The sequence below is a fragment of the Rickettsiales bacterium genome, from assembly GCA_029252805.1.
Classification (GTDB): domain Bacteria; phylum Pseudomonadota; class Alphaproteobacteria; order Rickettsiales; family JALZUV01; genus JALZUV01.
Genome location: JAQXAR010000009.1, coordinates 48,455 through 68,145 on the forward strand (window position 1 = coordinate 48,455; position 19,691 = coordinate 68,145).

Consider the following 19,691-nt stretch of genomic DNA (forward strand, 5'->3'; position numbering starts at 1 on the left):
GGCAATGGATTGATATGGCAGTCTTATGGCTTTATTTATTTTATTTATTTCGTTTTTCTCAGCGCTTTACGGCGCGTGGGTATTTTTCACCGGTTATTTCGGGGCAGAGAATGCGACTCAGCAATTGACTGCCGCCATGGCCGGCATTGGTTTTGCGCTGATTCCTTACATTGTGGGTCGTTCGCTTTCTGAGATGGTGGCGATTCGCCAGCGTCACTTGATGTTGGAGCAAACCACGCTACAGCAGCGTATGATGCTGGAAGCGATGGATGAGGCCGCGCGTGAAGCGGAAGCGACGGAGCAACAGTCTGCTCCACCAGAGAGCGCGCCTCCAGCACCTCCACAAGGCTAAAACATCATCAAATAGGCAATAATTGCCTATAAGGCGGAAAATAATCCCCATTTGGGACAGTTTTTGTGCTATGGTAAGCTTCTTAGCGGGGTTTCCGACGATCTGCCGATAAGCGCCTTCAGCCTTGCTGAATGTGTTTTAAGGCAGGAAATAAGGTCCCCTCTGAGAGCGCCGCCAGATTTGGCATGAAAATAGCATATAGAGTCGTATGGATTATTCAGGAATTACACTTTTTAAAATGATGAAAGCCAAAATGGGCTATCATGCAGAGCGTCAGGATATTTTGGCGCGTAATGTTTCAAACATTGATACGCCGGGCTATAAGGCGCACGATCTGAAGAAACTCGATTTCCATCGTTTGGCGATGATTGAGTCGCGTCGTTTGCGTGTGCGTGCGACCAATTCAAACCATATTACCGATACGAAAAAGGAGCATCTGAATTTCCGCAGTGAGAAATCGCGTGAAACTTATGAGACGACGCCGGTCGAAAATAATATCGTCTTGGAAGAGCAAATGATGAAAGTCGCTGAAAATCAGTTGGAATATCAAAAAGTTACGAATCTCTATTCGAAGGTGGGCAAGATGTTCAAAACCGCGATTGGTAACCAGTAAGGGAGTATGAAGCATGGATCTCGTTAAATCATTACATATCGCCGCATCAGGCATGAAGGCGCAGAGCGATCGCTTGCGCATTGTTTCCGAAAACATCGCCAATGCCGAGTCAGTCGGACAGCATCCGGGAGATCAGCCATATCGCCGTAAAACCATTACGTTTAAGAATGAACTCGATCGCGAAATGGGCATCCATAAAGTCGAGGTCTCGGATTACGGCACGGATAAAACACCGTTTCAGCGTAAATATGAACCGTCACATCCAGCAGCCGATCCTCAGGGCTATGTGTTGCAACCTAACGTCAACTCGATGATGGAAATGATGGATATGCGTGAGGCTCGCCGTGGTTATGAGTCTAATATGAATATTATTGAAGTATCAAAAGCGATGTTGCAGCAAACGATTGGTCTGCTAAACCAGTAATGAACGAAGCGTTTTAAAAGCGCACGGCCTTACGCTAAAAAGAGAATAGGATATAAACATGGATATCAGTAAAGCAGCGGCAGCCTATAACCAAACCAGTGGTATGGGTGGCAGTGCGGTTAAAAGTGCGGATACGGTGTCTCTTGGCAATGAGGCCGATCAAATTGGTCCTAGCTTCTCCGATCTCGTGGCGGAAGGTTTAGAGAATGCGCGTTCAACCGGCTATACGTCTGAAGCAGTCAGCACGGAAGCGTTGGCAAATAAGGCAGAGTTGCATGATCTCGTCACGGCGATGTCCAATGCAGAACTTACCTTGAACACCGTTGTCGCTGTGCGTGATCGTATGGTGCAGGCCTATCAAGATATTATCAAAATGCCTATTTAGGGCGCTCAAGTCCTGCGCAGATCTAATGAAATTACAGCCATTCTTTTTAGAGCGCTATTTTGCTAAACATGAGTTTAATGTGAAGTATCTGCTATGCTCTTCTGATTGTGAATCTTATACGATTGCCGACCTTCTTGCGTGGGATTCGTCTGCGCAGCAGCAGTTTCACGATCTTCATCTTGGCTATACTGAATCGTTAGGGCACCCTGAATTAAGACAGGCGATTGCGACCCTCTATGAGGGTACAACGTCAGAGGAAATTCTAGTCCATTCTGGGGCGGAGGAAGCTATTTTCCTCTTTATGCAAGCGTTGCTGGAATCTGGCGATCATGTTGTGGTTCATTTCCCATGCTATCAATCTCTCGGAGAAGTCCCTCGTGCCTTAGGCTGTGAGGTCAGCTTCTGGAAAGCGGACGAGGATAAAGGCTGGGCTTTGGATATTAACCAGCTTGAGAGCCTCATTAAGCCTAATACAAAGGCCGTGATTATCAATTGTCCGCACAACCCTACGGGCTATGTGATGGCGCAGGATGATTTTACGGCGCTCATTGAAATTTGCCGTAAGCATGATGTTTATTTATTCTGCGATGAAGTTTATCGTTATCTCGAATATGGCACAGAAACTCGCCTTCCTGCTGCCTGTGATGCTTATGAGAAGGCGGTGTCTTTGGGGGTTATGTCCAAAACATTTGGACTGGCAGGCCTTCGAATCGGCTGGATTGCGACGCAAGATAAAGCCATTTACGAAGCGATAGCTGCATTGAAAGATTATACCACCATCTGCAATAGTGCGCCTTCGGAGTTTTTGGCGACATTAGCGCTGAACCACAAAGAAAAAATCATTACGCGGAATCTTTCAATCATTGAAGAGAACATGACGCTATTAGACCGCTTCTTCGAGAAATATAGCGAGCGGTTTTCATGGGTGCGCCCGAAGGCTGGCCCAATCGCACTGCCACGTTATAGAGGTGAAGAAGGAACATCGTCACTCGCCAAGGCAGTCGTTGACTCAAAACAAGCGCTTTTGATACCGAGCAGCTTGTTTGATAGGGGAGATCAGCATTTCCGCATCGGCTTTGCGCGCAGAAATTTTGCTGAAGGCTGGAAGCAATTTGAAGAATTTATAGATGAAAGCTTATAGTATCCAAAAAAGATACTCGCTTTTTCTTGCATGAGGGTGAGAGCGGTCTATAACTAAGTCTTAATAAATTAATTAAGAAAAATAGGCAGGGTCATCATGGATAAGCAAAAAGCGCTTGAAACCGCACTTTCACAAATTGAAAAAAGCTTCGGCCAAGGCTCGGTCATGAAGCTAGGCGATCAAGAGGCGCTAAGTGTTGAGTCTATTTCAACCGGCTCACTTGGTTTAGATATCGGTCTCGGTGTCGGCGGAATTCCCAAAGGTCGTGTCGTTGAGATTTATGGCCCTGAAAGCTCGGGTAAAACAACGTTAACGCTGCATTGTATTGCCGAAGCGCAAAAACAAGGCGGCACGGCAGCCTTTATTGATGCAGAGCACGCGCTTGATCCTGTTTATGCGAAAAATTTGGGCGTGAATACGGATGAATTGGTGATCTCTCAGCCCGATACAGGTGAGCAAGCTTTGGAAATCGCGGATACGCTGGTACGTTCTGGCGCGATTGACCTGCTCGTGATTGATTCCGTCGCGGCACTTGTCCCGCGTGCGGAGCTAGAAGGCGATATGGGCGATAGCCACATGGGCTTGCAAGCACGTTTGATGAGTCAGGCGCTTCGTAAGCTAACCGGTTCGATTTCAAAAACCGGTTGTACTATTATCTTCATTAACCAAATTCGTATGAAAATTGGCGTGATGTTTGGCAATCCTGAAACGACAACCGGCGGTAACGCGTTGAAGTTCTACAGCTCGGTTCGTATGGATATTCGTCGTATCGGTGCACTCAAAGATAAAGATGAAGTGGTTGGTAACGCGACTCGTGTGAAAATCGTGAAAAATAAAGTCGCGGCTCCCTTCAAAGTCGTCGAGTTTGATATTATTTACGGCGAAGGTATTTCCAAGCATGGTGAAATTATCGATATGGGCGTGAAAGCGGAAATTATCGAGAAGTCCGGCGCTTGGTATAGCTATGACAGCCAACGTATCGGCCAGGGTAAAGAGAATGTACGTAAATTCTTGAAAGAAAATCCTGAAATCTCGGATGAGATTGAGCGCAAAGTTCGTCAACAAGCCGGTTTGTTAGCCAAAGATATGGAAGATCCATCGATTGCTGATTCTGAAGCCGCGAAAGATGCAGAAGCCGCCGCTTAATTTAAGCTTTGGTCAAAAGAGTGAATATGAAGGGTCTTCCCAATGGGAGGGCCCTTTTTTTGGATTTCAGGCAAAAAAAAGGGTGCGCGCGGCACCTTCTTTTTTTTAATTAGTCTTTCGAGTTTGATTCACTCCACAAGCCATAGGCAAGAAAGAGAGATCCGACAAGAACGATGACAGAGAGGATAATTCCCCAAAAAACACTGCCTTCATCACCTTTTAGACTTATCGCCGGCAATAAGGCAATGCCCATTGTCGAAAATCTAACGATAAAATCATCCGCGGTTTTGACGCGTGGAATAATTGTTTTTGCAATCACCCATCCAAAATAACATTGGAGGATAAAGACGAGAACAAGAATCCCAAAAAGACTGTTTTGTGAATACACTGCTTGATGCAATAGTAATCCACCGGATATAGTGCTTGTTAATGTCATACCCAATGCAGTTTTGACTGCGTTTGTGATTTTTTTCATAAGAAAAATTTTATTCTAAAACTTTTTAGAAAGGTAGGGTGCTCATATAATATGAGACGAAACCTTTCGGGGAAAAATTCTAGAGAGGTTAAGAAATAGCCCTTAGTATAGCCGATTCTTGGTTAATAAAGCGTGAAGGTCTCCGGTTTTTTTACCATTGCTCGGCTGAGGTAAGCCATCCATAATGATGTCAATTGTAGCGAATAAAGAGAGAGGCTTCATCATGGCATTACACGGAAAAACAGCCCTTATTACCGGATCAACCAGCGGGATTGGTTTAAGCCTCGCCCGGCATTTTGCGGGGTTGGGCGTCAATATTGTGATGAATGGCTTTGGTGATGCCGATGCGATTGAGGCTAATCGTAAGGCGCTGGAAGCGCAGGGCGTAAAGGCAATTTATTCCGGTGCGGATATGACCAAGCCTGAGCAAATTGCAGAAATGACCGAGCTGGCACTTAAAGAATTCGGCGCGGTGGATATTTTGGTCAATAATGCCGGCATTCAGCATGTGCAGCCGATTGATGAATTCCCTATTGCGAAATGGGATGCGATCATCGCGATTAACCTTTCTTCCTCCTTCCACACGATCCGTTTGCTGTCTCCCGCGATGAAGGCGCAAAATTGGGGGCGTATCATCAATATCGCTTCGGTGCATGGTCTTGTGGCCTCGCCTTATAAGGCAGCCTATGTGGCGGCTAAGCATGGCATTATGGGGCTTACAAAAGTTGCGGCGCTCGATTTGGCGGCATATGGCATTACCGCGAATGCGATTTGCCCGGGTTATGTGAAGACGCCCTTGGTGGAAAAGCAAATTCCAGAGCAAGCAAAGGCCCATGGTATCTCCGAAGAGGAAGTGACGAAAACAGTGTTCCTTAAAAACCACGCAATTAAAGACTTCGTGAAAGTTGAAGAAATTGCCCACCTCGCCGAATTTTTATGTTCGAATTCGGCGGCAACCATGACTGGTATTGGTTTACCGATGGATGCGGGCTGGTCTTCGCAATAGGGCTTGAGTTACGCACTCACCCTGTTTTACACATAAAAAATGTAAATTCTATGCGCCAGTTTGTGGGCTGGGGCTAACTGTACCATTATGGCATGCGTTTTATGCATAGGTACCATGTATTATATGCAAATAAGGGGTTGCAGAGAGTTCCGACGGGCATTAAACTTAGTTCAACAAAAGGGAACACATCATGAATCAAAATTTCAGCACTACTAAACGAGCTATTTCAATGCTCCTTCTTGCGAGTTTTGCGATGGTATCCCTTTCTGCCTGTTCTCCGAACAATACCCAAGTGGGTAACTGGTGGTATGACCAACAGTGGGAAAGCGCTTCAAACTAGTAGCTCTTTGCTCTAAATAATCTAATTATTTGAAAATGATCTACTCTTGGGTGAGCAGGGTGATCTTAGTCTCTGATTCATGTTCGAGTAAGCGGTTCAGTGCATCGATATAGGCTTTTGCCGTAGCAACGAGCGTATCCGCATCGACCCCGTGCCCACCGATTAGATCGCCATCTTCTGATTGCAAACGAATGGTCACTCTTGCTTGTGCATCGGTACCGCCTGTAACTGCGTGCACTTGGTAAAGCTCCAAGCGTGATTTATGGTGCACTAATTGGCGGATGGCGGTGAAGATCGCATCGACAGGGCCATTGCCTTCAACACGCGCGGTTTTGCGTTCTCCGCCCACGGACAATGTCATTTCTGCCATCTGTTCGCCTTCGGTTCCGCAATTGATCAGCAGCTTATGCAACTGAATCGTATCGTCAGAACCTGTTCCGGCATCGATGAGGGCGCGAATATCTGCGTCGTAAATCTCTTTTTTCTTATCGGCCAATTCTTTGAAACGAAGGAAGGCATCTTCCAGCACATTATCGCCGAGGTTAAAGCCCATTTCTTCCAAGCGATCTTTAAAGGCGTGACGGCCAGAGTGCTTACCCAGTACGAGGTTGGTCTTCTCTAAACCAACAGATTCAGGCGTCATGATCTCGTAAGTGCCCGCATGTTTCAGCATACCATCTTGGTGGATACCGGATTCATGTGCGAAGGCATTCACGCCGACAATCGCTTTATTCGATTGCACCTTTTGGCCGGTGATTGATTGAATCAAGCGGCTCGCGCGAGTGATAAGGCGGGTATCGACACCGCATTGAATATCATTAAATTGGTCTTTGCGCGTTTTGAGTGCCATCACGACTTCTTCGAGCGCCGTGTTACCGGCACGTTCGCCGATACCGTTGATGGTGACTTCCGCTTGGCGGGCGCCGGCACCGATGGCGGCGAGCGTGTTAGCCGTTGCAAGGCCTAGATCGTTCTGGCCGTGGAAAGAGAAGATGGCTTGATCGGAATTGGGCACGCGCTCAATCACGGTGCGGAACATTTCGGCAATATCGTGCGGGGTGCCGTAGCCTACGGTATCGGGTAGGTTGATGGTCGTGGCGCCGGCTTTAATCGCCGTTTCGACTGCTTGGCAGAGATAATCATGACCCGTGCGCGTTGCATCCATGGCCGACCATTCGACATCATCCGTATAATTGCGAGCGAGCGAGACGGTGGCTTGGATCATCTCCAGTACTTCGGCCTCGGTTTTCTTAAATTGATATTCCAAATGGATCGGGCTGGTCGACATAAACGTATGAATTCGCGGTCTTTTTGCTGGTTTCACGGCTTCGGCGGCGCGCTCAATATCAGCGGTCTTCGCGCGAGCGAGCGAGCAAATAACGGTGTCTTCAATCTGTTCAGCGATGGCTTTGACGGCTTCAAAATCGCCATTAGAGGCCATGGCAAAGCCAGCCTCGATCACATCGACCCGCATCGTATCGAGCAATTCGGCGACCATGAGTTTTTCCTCTAAATTCATAGAGAAACCAGGAGACTGCTCGCCATCGCGAAGCGTCGTATCAAAAATTATAATTTTATCAGCCATCCAAGCAATATAGCGATGCAGCGCGACTTGTCATCCCACTAATCAGCATTTCGCCCCGCGCCGAGAAATCTTGGGAGAACTCCCCTAGGCCCAACCTCAGCCAAGATGACGAAAAGCAGCCCAAACAAAAAAAGAGCACCAACCCCTGGGAGGGTGGTGCTCTTGCTAAATTTGTAGTTAAGTATTGAAATAACCGCCCGGACTTCGCCGAACGATTATTTCTTCTTTCAATTATGAAACTCATTGTACGCATACAATGATTACGTCAATACTTATCCCAGGTAAATAGGGGAAGTATTTTGTTGTATTTGAGTTCACGTAGAATAAATTCTTCTGAAGCCCATCGGTAGCGTCTAACCAATGTGATACTGTTGTAGTACCATTATCGATTCTTACTCCACCATTCGTCACGACTCCGTTGTCGATCTGCACAACCATCTCCATCGGGTAGTCTATACCCTCATTTGGAATCGTGTAACGAAGTTCGTTACAATCATCGAAGTAAAGATCTCCTGTTACCGGGTAGATCAAGTCATCCCAACCAAGTAGGTTGGCAAGATCTCTCCATGGAAAATGAAGTACAGGATTAGTAGGTAACGGTAAAGAGACGGGCCACTCATGTCTTAAACTGATCGATGAAGGTCCGTTTGATATTGGAATCCAATATGTTAAGGAGCCGTAGTAAAACGGTGTTAACGTACCGTTTGTCTCATCGACGAACGTAATCCACGCACCCTCAAAAGTGATGAGGCCAGTAGATAAGCTTGTGACGGTGTACATAGGTACGTCTGTGCCGTTCGCGGTTTCAAATTCAAACTCGACCAACAAAGGTCGGTTAGAATTTGCCGCATTGACAGCAGCTATCAAATCATCAATATCTAGTAAAGTTGAAATATCTACACATCCTAAAGAAATTTGCAAATTTGCATTTGCGCCTTCCAATCCGATGTCATAATTCCCGAAATCAAAGCTGAATTCGACAATCTCCGCGATCGTTGGGTCTGTGCTAATATTGAAACTATAGTAAGTTCCAAAAGTAGCAGTCCCCGCGCTTACGTCGAAGGTTGCAATCGTCCCAACGGGAGCTTGTCCGTTAGGCGTCGGCATTGGTGTTCCTAGCTCGAAACTAATACAGTCAGTAATGTTTGCTTTCGCATCCAGTAAACCCTGTGTTTCGTTCGGTAAAGGAACTACGATACCCTCACATACAAGCCAAAGTTGGCCGGGAGTGACGATCTCGTTCTCAAATGGGATTGAGAACTCAATACCATCCAACAAAACTTGGTGATTAAATCCCATATCCTGCGCGCTATTAATAACGAGGACGTATAATCCTCCAAAATTAATACCTGCAGGTAAGAATTCAATCCACGTTCCGGCTGGAATAATCATTCCATTATCTAATGTAATCTCGACTTGCGTCATCAGATCACAACTTGATAACTGAGTTATCCATTGGGTTAACATTCCTGGTAACTGATTCTGTAATGGCCCAACCGGCTGTTCGCAAATAAATCGAGGTTGAACTGAGAACGTTTCCTTGAATGGAACACTAAAACTTGCACCGTTTACGGTGAAAGTTGTCACCGTCGCTTCATCTTCCACGTCATGCACAGTTGCTGTGTAGACGCCGAAGTCAATTTCATCACCGTTTCTGAAAATAATTTCAGAACCTGCTAGAACTGGAATTACGCTGTTTTCAGTAGTGATGCTGAGCCCAATCTGCAGTACCATAGATACACAGTTTGGGTTTGCCGAAGCGGCAGAATTCATCCCATCATACTCGTTTAAGAGCATACCTGGCGGGATAATAACTGTTTCTTCCACGCATTCTAAAATAATTGGATGCCCCTGAGGGTTGTTTCCCTGCAAAACATGCACGGTAACATTGCTCCCCTCAAATTCGGCACTTGTCTTTGTGCCTGCATTATTTCCATTGTCATCATTGTAGATTTCAATCGGTATTGGGATTCCTCCCATGATGAATGATCGAACGCCAAATCCTACTCTTGTCCCTGCTGGGAAAGAGTTGAAGTCGGCTTTTAGAGCGACGTAATAGCCGTTTTCACATCCGACGGAGCTTTTGAATACATTGAATTGATCGATGTAGTCGTCTGGATCTTTCGAACAAGATGATAAAACGATCCCTACAAGTGCAAAAAGTGCGAAGATAATTTTTAAATTTTTCATAATAAAGTTATTAGATTTAAAGCTTATGATTTTGTTATTTTATAATCACAAGCTGTTGAGTTTTTTAATAAATGAAATTAATGTTGCGCTATCCAAAATGGATCTGTTGCGCGTCAGTGGCGGTTAAGCCGTACAAGTATGTATGAAATTTGAATCCCAGTTCAAATTTCGCCGTTAATAATCAGGTGAGAGGTATAAAATAAAACCTCTAACGTGATCTACAAGGGTTCTTACCAAAGGGGTAAAAACAAGTAAAACACAAAACTACCCTTTTAATATACCTGTCAAGCATGACGGTTTGATGACGGTTTTGGGGGTGTTTGCATCGCCAATCGCGCCCCGTAGGTGATACGGGGTGGATCGGTTTTATGATTTTAGTTGAGTGCCTTAGCTCTAAGCGACGTGGCGCTTGAGGGGCTGCTGGCTGCGGGGTCCCATTTGCTGGATGATATCGGCGGCGCATGCACTACCTAATTCGCCAGATTTTACGAAGTCCCAGCCTTGGGTTAGCCCGTAAAGGACGCCGGCAGCATAGAGGTCGCCCGCGCCGGTTAGATCCAACACGCGTCCTTCGATTTTCGCCGGAGCGATCTCATAGCTTGTGCCGTCATTGACGATGATCGAGCCGAACTCGCCGCGCGTGGTGCAGAGGGTTTCGACTTGGCCGGCAAACATATCCATATTTTCTCTGAGCGTGGGTTGCTCGCCTAGGGAGATCATCTCGCCTTCATTGGCGAAGAGGATATCGACATAGTCACGGATGAGGGCTTTGAATTCGTCGCGGTGACGGTCCACGCAGAAGATATCTGAGAGCGAGAAAGCTACTTTAGTGCCAGCTTGTTTCGCTACTTCAACCGCTTGGCGGATGGCTTGTTTGGCGGCTTCTTGGTCCCATAAGTAGCCTTCAATCAGCATCACTTCAGCATTCTGGATCAGCTCAATATCGATATCTTCAGGAGAGATTTCCGCGCAAGCGCCGATATAAGTGTTCATGGTGCGCTCGCCGTCCGGCGTGACCGAGATTAGGCAACGCGCTGTTGGCTTGCCGCTTGTGGCAGCCGGAGTCGGGAAGTTAATGCCGATAGATTCCATGCCGTCGCGGAAGCTGCTGCCCAGTTGGTCATTGCGGACTTTGCCGATGAAGGCGGTGCTTGCGCCGAGCTCTGCTAAGCCAGCTAGCGAGTTAGCAACTGAGCCGCCCGACATTTCCGTTTTATTGTTGCCCATTTTGCCGTAAAGGGTTGCGGCTTGGCTTTCGTCAATTAGCGCCATCGTGCCTTTGACCATGCCCTCGTCGGTGATGAAGCTTTCGTCGCAATGGCTGAGTACGTCAACAATAGCGTTACCGATTCCGGTTACTTGGTATTTGCGGTCTGTCATGATGGGTTCTTTCTAATTATGAAGTGAGTTTGTAAACTTCCGCGCCGCCAAGGATAGTGCGGATAGCGCGGCCTTTTGTTTTCGTATCGTCAAAAGGCGAGTTTTTCGATTTGCTGGCGAATTCTTTCGGATTAATCGTCCATTCCGTATCGACATCGATAAGGGTGAGGTCAGCCGGTGCGCCTTTGATAAGCTTACCTGCGGGGAGTTTCAGAATATTGGATGGCTTATCGGTCATTTTGCTGATGACTTCTATGAGGTTCATATCGCCGCGATGGTAGAGATCGAGTGATAGCGTCAACATTGTTTCCAAGCCGACGATACCAAAAGCCGCTTCGGAAATCGGCACGCGTTTGGATTCTTGGTCATGTGGCGCATGGTCGGTCGCGATCGCGTCGATCGTGCCGTCTTTGAGGCCTGCTAGCACGGCGAGTTTATCTTTATCAGCCCGCAGCGGTGGATTCATTTTCGAGAAGGTTTGGTAGTGCAGGCATGCTTCATCCGTGAGGTGGAAGTGATGCGGCGCCGCTTCGGCAGTTACGGGCAGGCCCTCATGTTTGGCGCGGCGTACGGCTTCGATCGCCTCAGCCGTAGAGATGTGCAATACATGGTATTTAGCACCTGTTAGGCGAACCAGTTGGATATCGCGATCGACAATTACGGCTTCCGATGCATTTGGGATACCGCGTAAACCAAGTTTAGTCGCGACAGGGCCTTCATTCATGCAACCGCCATTGGAAAGATTCAAATCTTCGGCATGTTGGCCGATTGGAACATCCAATTCACGGGCGTAAGTTAGGGCTTGGCGCATCAGTTGCGCATTCATGATCGGCAAGCCATCATCGGTAAAAGCGACGGCACCGGCTTTGGCGAGTAGACCCATTTCAGTCAGCGCATCGCCGCGCATGCCCTTGCTGACGCAGGCATAAGGGTGGATACGGCAATAGCCGGTTTCGCGGCCTTGCTTGAGTAGGAATTCGAGAATCGCCACATCGTCAATCACCGGATCGGTGTTGGGCATGGTCGAAACGCTGGTCACGCCACCGGCTGCGGCTGACTTGCTGCCAGTTTCGATGGTTTCTTTATATTCCTGACCGGGTTCGCGGAAATGCACTTGAATATCGATCAGACCGGGGGTGAGCAGGTGGCCTTCGCAATCGACCACTTCAGCGCCATCTGGCGTGCTGCCATCCATGAATAGGCCAGCACCAAAATCCGCGACTTTGCCATCTTCAACCAGTACGGAACCCGTCGCATCAAGCTGCGTTGCAGGATCCATCACCCGTGCATTTTTGTAAACGGTACGGCCGGAATGTTGGGTAGGCTTATTGAAATGTTGCTGGCTCATAGGTTGCTTTCCAATAGTTCTAATACGGCTTGGCGCACGGCCACGCCCATTTCGACTTGGTCTAGGATGACGCTGCGGCTGAGGTCATCGGCGAGTTCGGTATCAATTTCGACACCGCGATTGATTGGGCCGGGATGCATCACGAGTGCCCCTGGTTTGGCGAGTTTGAGTTTCGCTTCCGTAAGGCCGAAAAATTCGAAATATTCGCGGATACTTGGCACCGCCATGCTTTTCTGCATACGTTCCATTTGAATACGCAGCATCATCACAATGTCGCAATCTTTAATGCCATCTTCGAGATTATAATAAGGCGTTGCCCCGAGCGTTTCGGGTGCGGTTGGCATCAGGGTGGACGGTGCAATCATGCGCACTTCAGCCCCCATCGTATTGAGAAGCAGGATGTTAGAGCGTGCCACACGGCTATTGACGATATCGCCGCAAATCGCGACTCTTAGGCCTTTTAACGTACCTTTGTGACGGCGGATCGTCAGTGCATCGAGCAGCGCTTGCGTTGGATGTTCATGGCTTCCGTCACCGGCGTTGATCACTGCACCTTCGACTTTTTCAGCCAGTAAATGCACCGCGCCTGATTCGCCGTGGCGAACGACGACATAATCGGGGCACATGGCATTGAGCGTCATGGCGGTATCGATCAGCGTTTCACCCTTTTTCACGGCGCTGGTAGCGACCGACATATTAATCACATCGGCGCCTAGGCGTTTGCCGGCGAGCTCAAAGCTTGTGCGAGTGCGTGTTGAATTCTCGAAGAAAAGGTTGATCACCGTGCGGCCACGCAAAATAGGGTGCTTCTTATCGCCCTGCTTGTTACGAATGACGTATTCTTCTGCCGTGTCTAGAATGGTTTCAATATCGGAAGCGCTTAAGCCTTCAATTCCCAAAAGATTGCGTTGAGAGAAATGAGACGCCTTATTATTCTTTTTTGCTTCTGAATCCATATTGCCCGTCATTTGTTTTGCACTTGGCTGCGCATCCTTATACTAATTGGGGATGAAATTACAAACATTTTCCCGCATTCTCGCTTCCACCATCCTTTTGGCAGGGCTTGCGGCTTGCGATGCTCGTCCGAAATCGCAAATGGGCAATAGAAGCGCGCTTTCTATCTTGGAAGCCTTAACCACAAGTGGGCCTGAAGTAAGCGGTGTGAATGATGCATTAATGGTAAGCGCCACGCAGGCGGAAGATGCCAAAGATTATAATCGTGCGATGCAATTCTATCAGCAACTATCAGATAAATATCCGGATAATTTAGACTATCAATTGGGCTATGCTGATAATTTACGCCGTACCGATCAGGTAGAAAAAGCGATTTCCGGTTATGATGCTATCTTGAAACGTAGTTCGCGTCATGTAGGCGCGCTGGAAGGCAAAGGGCTAGCGCTTATCACCAAGGGAGATTTTGGGACTGCTAGTACTATTCTAGAGACGGTCATACAATTGGATCGCAGTCGCTGGCGCGCGCTTAATGGTGTGGGTCTTTTATTCGTCGCGAAATCCATGCCGAATGAGGCGATCTCTTATTTCGATGCGGCGCTCGCGGCCCAACCAGATCATCCGACGGTCTTAAATAATGTGGGGCTAACCTTGGCGCTGAACGGCGATTATGTGCGAGCAGCCCAAACGCTTAATCGTGCGAGTGGTCGCGTAAAGACGAAATCATTGGAGCGTCAGAGAATTGATTTAAACTTGGCACTCGTATTAGGCCTTTCGGGCGATACAGTGCGAGCAGAGCAGGTGGCCGGTCGTCATTTAAACGGCGCGGCATTGCAGAATAACTTGGGCTTCTATGCGCAACTAGCCGGTGACGATAAATTGGCAAAAGCCTATCTAAATTCCGCACTGTCCGGCAGTAGCACCTTCTACGAACGCGCTTGGGAAAACCTAGAAAACGTCCGCGGAAATTAAGACAAAAAAATTCCCTATGGAAAGGTTTCCATGGGGAATTTTTAAATTATTGTTCGTCATTCTTTTTCTTTTCGGTGTACCAATAGGTAGCAGCGCTGGACCAAAAAGCGATGCAAAGCACGTGAAAGAATGCTTGGTAATTTTCGGGGAATATGTTTTTCCCGGAAATGTCATTATACAGCTCAACGCCATATAACAACGCGATTAAAACGGCGCCGATAGCAAGAAAACTTTTCATAATATGATGATGGTTTGATTACAAATCTGGTGGTATCCGGTTGGATACAAAATACTTTTAAAAAATAATATTTAGACAAAATCTTTAAGCACAAAAATTAGTCATGAAAATAGCAGAGATGTAGAGAGAGCAATCTCTGGCGAGCCATTGTCATCAAATCTTCATAATTGATATTCGTTATTGCGAGGCGCGGTAGGTGACAAAATAATCGACGCGAAGCGAAAGAAAGCCACTTCCGGATTGTGAGGGTAGCAGGTAAACCTTAATTATAGGCTCAAATAACTAGGCGAGACAGCAACCTCTGGCGGACTATTACTCCTAAATTTTCACATCCGTCATTACCCGCTTTATGCGGGTAATCCATGGATACCTGAACAAGTCGGGCTATGACGCCTAAGAGGCTTTCTTCGCCTCTACCCAAAGTGCTTCCATTTCTTCTAACGTTGAATCATCCGTAATATCGGGTTCGATTAAACGGAAGCGTTTTTCGAATTTAGTGTTGGCTTTGCGAAGGGCGGTTTCGGCATCGACTTTCACATGGCGTGCGACATTGACGACGGCAAAGAGCAGGTCACCTAACTCTTCTTCAATATTCGCCTCGTCTTTATTGGCGATAGCCTCGTTTAACTCGGCAATCTCTTCCTGCACTTTATCGAATACAGGGGCGAGTTCGGGCCAATCGAACCCTTGTTTGCTGGCTTTTTTGCCGAGCTTTTGTGCCCGTAGTAGGGCAGGGAAGCTCACCGGAATATCATCCATCACCGAAATATGGCCTTTGGATTTCTTTTCTTCGGCTTTTATCGCATCCCAATTATCCACTTGGTCGTCGGCGCTTTTAATGCCGGTTTGTTCACCAAATACATGCGGGTGGCGCGATATCATCTTCTCATTAATGCCCGCAGCGACTTGTTCAAAATTGAATAAGCCTGCTTCTTCGGCCATTTGGGAATGGAAAACAACTTGCAGCAATAGATCGCCTAACTCCTCTTTAAGCGCCGTCATATCGTCGCGCTCAATCGCATCGGCCACTTCATAGGCTTCTTCCAGCGTATAAGGTGCGATGGTGGCGAAATTTTGCTCAACATCCCATGGGCAGCCGCCATTAGGATCACGCAGTTTAGCCATAATCTCTAAGAGTCGCTTGGTTTCTTGCATTTTCCACCTTGTCTGTTAGTTAATGAGCTTATGACAGAATCCGCACTTAAATCCAAGCCCATAGGCGCTTATCCGACCGTAGAAGCTAACCCCGATTTCGCGAAAATTGAAGAGAAAATCCTCTCAGGATGGAAGGCGTCAAACGCGTTTCAGAACTCGATTGATAATCGTTCAAACGCGGCAGAATTCGTATTCTATGACGGCCCTCCTTTTGCTAACGGGTTGCCGCATTACGGCCATTTATTGACCGGTTATGTGAAAGATAGTTTTGCCCGCTACCAGACGATGAAAGGCAAACGTGTTGAGCGGCGCTTCGGGTGGGATTGCCACGGATTGCCCGCAGAAATGGGCGCTGAAAAAGAGTTAAAAATTTCCGGGCGCAAAGCGATTGAAGAATTTGGAATCGATAAATTTAACGAACATTGCCGCAGCTCCGTCATGAAATATGCTGGTGATTGGGAGACCTATGTCGATCGCCAAGCGCGTTGGGTTGATTTCCAAGGCGATTATAAAACGATGGATACGCCTTTTATGGAATCCGTCATTTGGGCCTTCAAAGAGCTGCATAAAAAGGGCTTAATTTATCAGTCTCACCGCGTAATGCCCTATAGCTGGGCCGCCGAAACCCCGCTTTCAAACTTTGAGACGAAGCTAGATAACAGCTACCGCAACCGCACCGATAAAGCCGTGACGGTGAAGTTTAAGCTAAAAACTCGCCCCAATGGCGCGCCGGAAGCAGAGAACTATTACCTCCTCGCTTGGACGACGACTCCATGGACTTTGCCGAGTAACTTGGCCTTGGCTGCTAGTGCAGAGATGGAATATAATTGCGAAATCGTGGGTGGCGATTGCCTTATCTCGCAATATGATGCGCAAGAAATTGTGGGTACGTTAAAAGGTGCTGATTTAATTGGTAATTCTTACGAACCCCTCTTCCCCTATTTCGCCGATCACCTGAATGCGTTCCGCGTGTTGGATGGCTCTAGCTTTATCGAAGAAGGCTCGGGCACGGGTATCGTGCATATGGCACCGGGCTTTGGTGAAGATGATCAACGTGTTTGTGCTGAGAATGGTATTGAAGTCACCGTGCCCGTCGATGAAAAAGGCCGCTACACCGAAGAGATGTTCGATATTGAAGGCGATACGCCGATTAAATTGGCCGGTCTTAACGTGATCGCTCAAACCTCGGGTCAGTGCGAAGCAGAGCCTTACACACCGGAGCAGCTTGAGAAATATGGCCTCGCCAATTTGCGTATTATTAACTGGTTAAAAATGACCGGCGCTTTGGTCAAACAAGAGGATTATAATCATAATTACCCGCATTGCTGGCGTACTGATACGCCGCTGATTTATCGTGCGATGCCGAGTTGGTATGTTGAGGTGACGAAAATTCGTGATCGCGCGGTGGAATTAAATAAAGAAATTAATTGGATTCCTGATCATATTGGCGATGGTCAAATGGCGCATATGTTAGGGACTGCGCCGGATTGGAGCATCTCGCGTAACCGTTTTTGGGGTACACCGATTCCGATTTGGCAGTCTGACAATCCAGAGAATGATGAGCTTTATGTGTTTGGCTCTATTGCTGAGCTGGAAGCGTTTTTTGGCGTGCCCGTCAAAGACCTCCACCGCCCTTATATTGATGAACTCACCAAGCCGGATCCGACCAACCCAGACTATACATTGCGCCGTGTAGCGGATGTATTTGATTGCTGGTTTGAGAGTGGCTCGATGCCGTTTGCGCAAGTGCATTATCCGTTTGAGAATAAAGAATGGTTCGACACGCATTTCCCGGCTGATTTTATTACCGAATATGTTGGCCAAACGCGCGGTTGGTTTAATACGATGATTATGTTGGCGACGGCTTTATTCGATAAACCACCGTTTAAAAACTGTATTTGCCATGGCGTAGTTTTAGATTCTGAAACGGGATTAAAATATTCCAAGCGTCTGAAAAACTATAAGAATCCACTCGAAGTGATTGACCAGTTTGGTGCCGATGCGTTGCGTTGGTTGATGATGGATTCGCCGGTCATGCGCGGGCATGATTTATCCGTTGACCCAGAAGGTAAATTTATTCGCGACGTCGTGCGCCTGCATATTAAACCGATTTGGAACGCCTATAATTTCTTTACACTCTATGCGAATGCGGATGGCGTAACGGCAGAATTTAATACCGATTCGACCCATTTAATGGATCGTTATATTTTGGCAAAATGTCGTGAAGCGGTCGAGAAAATTGAAGCCGGTTTAGATGCCTATGATACCCCATCAGCCTGTGGCGCCGTATCTGAATTTTTTGAGGTTTTAAATAATTGGTATATCCGCCGTAATAAAGAGCGTTTTTGGAATGAAAGTAATACCGGAACGGACATGCAAGCTTATAACACATTATATTCCGTCATGGTGACGATGTGCAAAGCAGCGGCGCCGTTACTACCGCTTACCTGTGAAGAGATTTATAGCGGGCTAGTGGCTTAATGAATAAGTACTTCGAAAGGCTCAAAAAGGCACGAGAGCTGGGTTACGAACCCAAATACCAGAAGATTAAAGCATTTATCCTAGGCCCTATGATTATTATCGCAGGGTTGATGATGCTTTATTTTTCCATAATATATTTATATTTTTACCTTTTACAGTATCAAGAAATTGAAGTGTACAACTCTGAAACAACATTATGGATTGGTATGTTAGTGGGAGGGCTAGGCATTTTCCTATTTGGCTTTAACGCTCTAAGGCTACGCTATTTTAGCTCTGAGAGTTATAAAATATTAGGCATTTCTATTTCGATCATTACCGTTGCATCTTTTATGCATAAACAAAGCTTTGATGGCGCTTTTGGGCTAATGCTGCCTATTGGTTTTTGCATTTATGAATATTATCAAACTAAGAAACGAGGCCTATAATGTCCCTTCATCTTCAAGATTTCCCCGATGTTTCCATGCTTCCGAAAGAGATGGATTTAATTGCTGATATGGAGCGGGTGCGTGATGCGTGCAATGTGGCGCTTTCTATCCGTTCGGCTGAGAATATTCGTGTGCGTCAGCCGCTTGGGAAGCTTACGCTTATTGCACCAACCGGTACGATCTCTGATTTCGCGCCGTATTTACCGACTCTTATGGGCGAGGTAAATGTGAAGGATGCGGAACTTAAAGAAGTGGCGAATATCACTGAATATGCCGATTATAATTTGAAATTAAATAATCAAATTTTAGGCAAGCGTTTGCCTGCAAAGATGAAGCAAATTATTCCGGCATCCAAGCAAGGCAAGTGGGAGCTTAAAGACGGTGATTTAATTGTTGAAGGCGAAACACTCTTGCCGCAAGAATATACTCTCCAACTTCAGCCGAAAAATGGCGTGAAGGGTGCAGCCGCGCTCTTGACTAATGATGCGCTTGTGGTTTTGGATTTAAATATAACTCCAGAACTTGCCGCCGAAGGCCTATCGCGTGATTTTGTACGCATGGTACAAGAAGCCCGCAAGAATGCCGATCTACATGTGAGTAACCGTATCGCGCTGCAAGTGCAGGCATCGGGCGCAGTGGCTGCGGCTATTGAAGCCAATAAAGCCTATATCTCCGACCAAGTGCTGGCCACTTCACTAGAGCTTACTGATGTCGATGCAAAACACCGCTTCGAGCAGGAACTTGAAGGTGAAGCGGTCGTTTTTGGTTTTAGTGTGGTTTAGCGGGTTACTTGAACGCCAGTAGGCTGTTTTTTAGCTTTTTCAACGTCCCCGAATGGCATTTCTGGTAGAGGGTTTTCGAATTCTGGAAAAACTTTTGCGGCAATAGAAGCACTTTCGTTTGGCGTGCAAGCAAGCTCTCTTTGTTTTAATTTAGCAAAGGTTACTCCACCTTGTTCAAGAATTATTTAGGGGCTGACACCTAACATTTAAATTGTTAGGAGTTATTGATGTATATAAAGCATTGTAAGTTATCGAGAAATAAGCAGTTAGAGTTGATAAAATATTTCATTGCGGGTTCTACG

At 46.9% G+C, this 19,691-nt stretch carries 18 protein-coding genes and 1 pseudogene; 11 read left to right on the forward strand and 8 right to left on the reverse strand.

What is annotated here, in order from left to right; genetic code table 11:
- Positions 1 to 25: 25 nt before the first annotated feature.
- From P8P30_01800 to recA, 6 genes are all read left to right on the forward strand, one after another.
- Positions 26 to 352 (forward strand): hypothetical protein, encoded by a 327-nt coding sequence (locus P8P30_01800; protein ID MDG1286279.1) that lies wholly within the window; start codon positions 26 to 28, stop codon positions 350 to 352.
- 238 nt (positions 353 to 590) lie between these two features.
- Complete coding sequence (gene flgB, locus P8P30_01805; protein ID MDG1286280.1) at positions 591 to 965, forward strand: flagellar basal body rod protein FlgB; 375 nt, start codon at positions 591 to 593, stop codon at positions 963 to 965.
- Between the two features lie 13 nt (positions 966 to 978).
- Positions 979 to 1,389 carry a flagellar basal body rod protein FlgC gene (flgC, locus tag P8P30_01810; GenBank protein ID MDG1286281.1) on the forward strand — a complete coding sequence of 137 codons (411 nt, stop codon included), beginning with the start codon at positions 979 to 981 and terminating at the stop codon, positions 1,387 to 1,389.
- A 58-nt stretch (positions 1,390 to 1,447) separates the two neighbouring features.
- The gene (fliE, locus tag P8P30_01815) at positions 1,448 to 1,774 is read left to right on the forward strand and encodes a flagellar hook-basal body complex protein FliE (GenBank protein ID MDG1286282.1); all 327 of its coding nucleotides are present in this window, start codon (positions 1,448 to 1,450) and stop codon (positions 1,772 to 1,774) included.
- 25 nt (positions 1,775 to 1,799) lie between these two features.
- On the forward strand, positions 1,800 to 2,915 hold the full coding sequence (locus tag P8P30_01820; protein ID MDG1286283.1) for an aminotransferase class I/II-fold pyridoxal phosphate-dependent enzyme: 1,116 nt from the start codon (positions 1,800 to 1,802) through the stop codon (positions 2,913 to 2,915).
- Between the two features lie 96 nt (positions 2,916 to 3,011).
- Positions 3,012 to 4,061, forward strand: coding sequence for a recombinase RecA (gene recA, locus P8P30_01825; protein ID MDG1286284.1), 1,050 nt, complete (start codon positions 3,012 to 3,014; stop codon positions 4,059 to 4,061).
- Between the two features lie 109 nt (positions 4,062 to 4,170).
- On the opposite strand, the gene P8P30_01830 is transcribed toward recA, so the two are convergent.
- Positions 4,171 to 4,536, reverse strand: a complete 366-nt coding sequence (locus P8P30_01830) for a hypothetical protein (GenBank protein ID MDG1286285.1) — start codon at positions 4,534 to 4,536, stop codon at positions 4,171 to 4,173.
- Positions 4,537 to 4,720: 184 nt separating this feature from the next.
- Here P8P30_01830 and P8P30_01835 point away from each other — a divergent pair, with 184 nt between their 5' ends.
- Complete coding sequence (locus P8P30_01835) at positions 4,721 to 5,542, forward strand: 3-hydroxybutyrate dehydrogenase (protein ID MDG1286286.1); 822 nt, start codon at positions 4,721 to 4,723, stop codon at positions 5,540 to 5,542.
- A 380-nt stretch (positions 5,543 to 5,922) separates the two neighbouring features.
- On the opposite strand, the gene P8P30_01840 is transcribed toward P8P30_01835, so the two are convergent.
- From P8P30_01840 to P8P30_01860, 5 genes are all read right to left on the reverse strand, one after another.
- A complete protein-coding gene (locus P8P30_01840; protein ID MDG1286287.1) occupies positions 5,923 to 7,467 on the reverse strand; it encodes a 2-isopropylmalate synthase in 1,545 nt (514 codons plus the stop codon).
- Between the two features lie 240 nt (positions 7,468 to 7,707).
- The gene (locus P8P30_01845; GenBank protein ID MDG1286288.1) at positions 7,708 to 9,657 is read right to left on the reverse strand and encodes a hypothetical protein; all 1,950 of its coding nucleotides are present in this window, start codon (positions 9,655 to 9,657) and stop codon (positions 7,708 to 7,710) included.
- Positions 9,658 to 10,050: 393 nt separating this feature from the next.
- The gene (locus tag P8P30_01850) at positions 10,051 to 11,037 is read right to left on the reverse strand and encodes an adenosine kinase (protein MDG1286289.1); all 987 of its coding nucleotides are present in this window, start codon (positions 11,035 to 11,037) and stop codon (positions 10,051 to 10,053) included.
- Positions 11,038 to 11,053: 16 nt separating this feature from the next.
- On the reverse strand, positions 11,054 to 12,385 hold the full coding sequence (locus tag P8P30_01855; GenBank protein ID MDG1286290.1) for a dihydroorotase: 1,332 nt from the start codon (positions 12,383 to 12,385) through the stop codon (positions 11,054 to 11,056).
- Positions 12,382 to 13,353 carry an aspartate carbamoyltransferase catalytic subunit gene (locus P8P30_01860; GenBank protein ID MDG1286291.1) on the reverse strand — a complete coding sequence of 324 codons (972 nt, stop codon included), beginning with the start codon at positions 13,351 to 13,353 and terminating at the stop codon, positions 12,382 to 12,384. The genes P8P30_01855 and P8P30_01860 overlap by 4 nt, the downstream gene beginning before the upstream one ends.
- Before the next feature lie 40 nt (positions 13,354 to 13,393).
- Between P8P30_01860 and P8P30_01865 the strand changes: the two genes are divergently transcribed.
- A complete protein-coding gene (locus P8P30_01865) occupies positions 13,394 to 14,308 on the forward strand; it encodes a tetratricopeptide repeat protein (protein ID MDG1286292.1) in 915 nt (304 codons plus the stop codon).
- A 46-nt stretch (positions 14,309 to 14,354) separates the two neighbouring features.
- On the opposite strand, the gene P8P30_01870 is transcribed toward P8P30_01865, so the two are convergent.
- Positions 14,355 to 14,546, reverse strand: coding sequence for a hypothetical protein (locus tag P8P30_01870; protein MDG1286293.1), 192 nt, complete (start codon positions 14,544 to 14,546; stop codon positions 14,355 to 14,357).
- A gap of 393 nt (positions 14,547 to 14,939) precedes the next feature.
- On the reverse strand, positions 14,940 to 15,701 hold the full coding sequence (mazG, locus tag P8P30_01875) for a nucleoside triphosphate pyrophosphohydrolase (GenBank protein MDG1286294.1): 762 nt from the start codon (positions 15,699 to 15,701) through the stop codon (positions 14,940 to 14,942).
- A gap of 30 nt (positions 15,702 to 15,731) precedes the next feature.
- Here mazG and ileS point away from each other — a divergent pair.
- From ileS to P8P30_01890, 3 genes and pseudogenes are all read left to right on the forward strand, one after another.
- Positions 15,732 to 18,173: pseudogene (gene ileS, locus P8P30_01880) on the forward strand (isoleucine--tRNA ligase).
- Positions 18,174 to 18,271: 98 nt separating this feature from the next.
- Positions 18,272 to 18,607 carry a hypothetical protein gene (locus P8P30_01885; GenBank protein MDG1286295.1) on the forward strand — a complete coding sequence of 112 codons (336 nt, stop codon included), beginning with the start codon at positions 18,272 to 18,274 and terminating at the stop codon, positions 18,605 to 18,607.
- Positions 18,607 to 19,389 carry a DUF5915 domain-containing protein gene (locus P8P30_01890; GenBank protein ID MDG1286296.1) on the forward strand — a complete coding sequence of 261 codons (783 nt, stop codon included), beginning with the start codon at positions 18,607 to 18,609 and terminating at the stop codon, positions 19,387 to 19,389. Before P8P30_01885 ends, P8P30_01890 begins: the two co-directional genes overlap by 1 nt.
- Positions 19,390 to 19,691 lie beyond the last annotated feature (302 nt).

Bases quoted from the DNA above. Each gene is read 5' to 3' on its own strand.
- P8P30_01800 (MDG1286279.1), top strand. From the start codon at position 26: ATGGCTTTATTTATTTTATTTATTTCGTTTTTCTCAGCGCTTTACGGC.
- flgB (MDG1286280.1), top strand. From the start codon at position 591: ATGATGAAAGCCAAAATGGGCTATCATGCAGAGCGTCAGGATATTTTG.
- flgC (MDG1286281.1), top strand. From the start codon at position 979: ATGGATCTCGTTAAATCATTACATATCGCCGCATCAGGCATGAAGGCG.
- fliE (MDG1286282.1), top strand. From the start codon at position 1,448: ATGGATATCAGTAAAGCAGCGGCAGCCTATAACCAAACCAGTGGTATG.
- P8P30_01820 (MDG1286283.1), top strand. From the start codon at position 1,800: ATGAAATTACAGCCATTCTTTTTAGAGCGCTATTTTGCTAAACATGAG.
- recA (MDG1286284.1), top strand. From the start codon at position 3,012: ATGGATAAGCAAAAAGCGCTTGAAACCGCACTTTCACAAATTGAAAAA.
- P8P30_01830 (MDG1286285.1), bottom strand. From the start codon at position 4,536: ATGAAAAAAATCACAAACGCAGTCAAAACTGCATTGGGTATGACATTA.
- P8P30_01835 (MDG1286286.1), top strand. From the start codon at position 4,721: ATGATGTCAATTGTAGCGAATAAAGAGAGAGGCTTCATCATGGCATTA.
- P8P30_01840 (MDG1286287.1), bottom strand. From the start codon at position 7,467: ATGGCTGATAAAATTATAATTTTTGATACGACGCTTCGCGATGGCGAG.
- P8P30_01845 (MDG1286288.1), bottom strand. From the start codon at position 9,657: ATGAAAAATTTAAAAATTATCTTCGCACTTTTTGCACTTGTAGGGATC.
- P8P30_01850 (MDG1286289.1), bottom strand. From the start codon at position 11,037: ATGACAGACCGCAAATACCAAGTAACCGGAATCGGTAACGCTATTGTT.
- P8P30_01855 (MDG1286290.1), bottom strand. From the start codon at position 12,385: ATGAGCCAGCAACATTTCAATAAGCCTACCCAACATTCCGGCCGTACC.
- P8P30_01860 (MDG1286291.1), bottom strand. From the start codon at position 13,353: ATGACGGGCAATATGGATTCAGAAGCAAAAAAGAATAATAAGGCGTCT.
- P8P30_01865 (MDG1286292.1), top strand. From the start codon at position 13,394: ATGAAATTACAAACATTTTCCCGCATTCTCGCTTCCACCATCCTTTTG.
- P8P30_01870 (MDG1286293.1), bottom strand. From the start codon at position 14,546: ATGAAAAGTTTTCTTGCTATCGGCGCCGTTTTAATCGCGTTGTTATAT.
- mazG (MDG1286294.1), bottom strand. From the start codon at position 15,701: ATGCAAGAAACCAAGCGACTCTTAGAGATTATGGCTAAACTGCGTGAT.
- P8P30_01885 (MDG1286295.1), top strand. From the start codon at position 18,272: ATGATTATTATCGCAGGGTTGATGATGCTTTATTTTTCCATAATATAT.
- P8P30_01890 (MDG1286296.1), top strand. From the start codon at position 18,607: ATGTCCCTTCATCTTCAAGATTTCCCCGATGTTTCCATGCTTCCGAAA.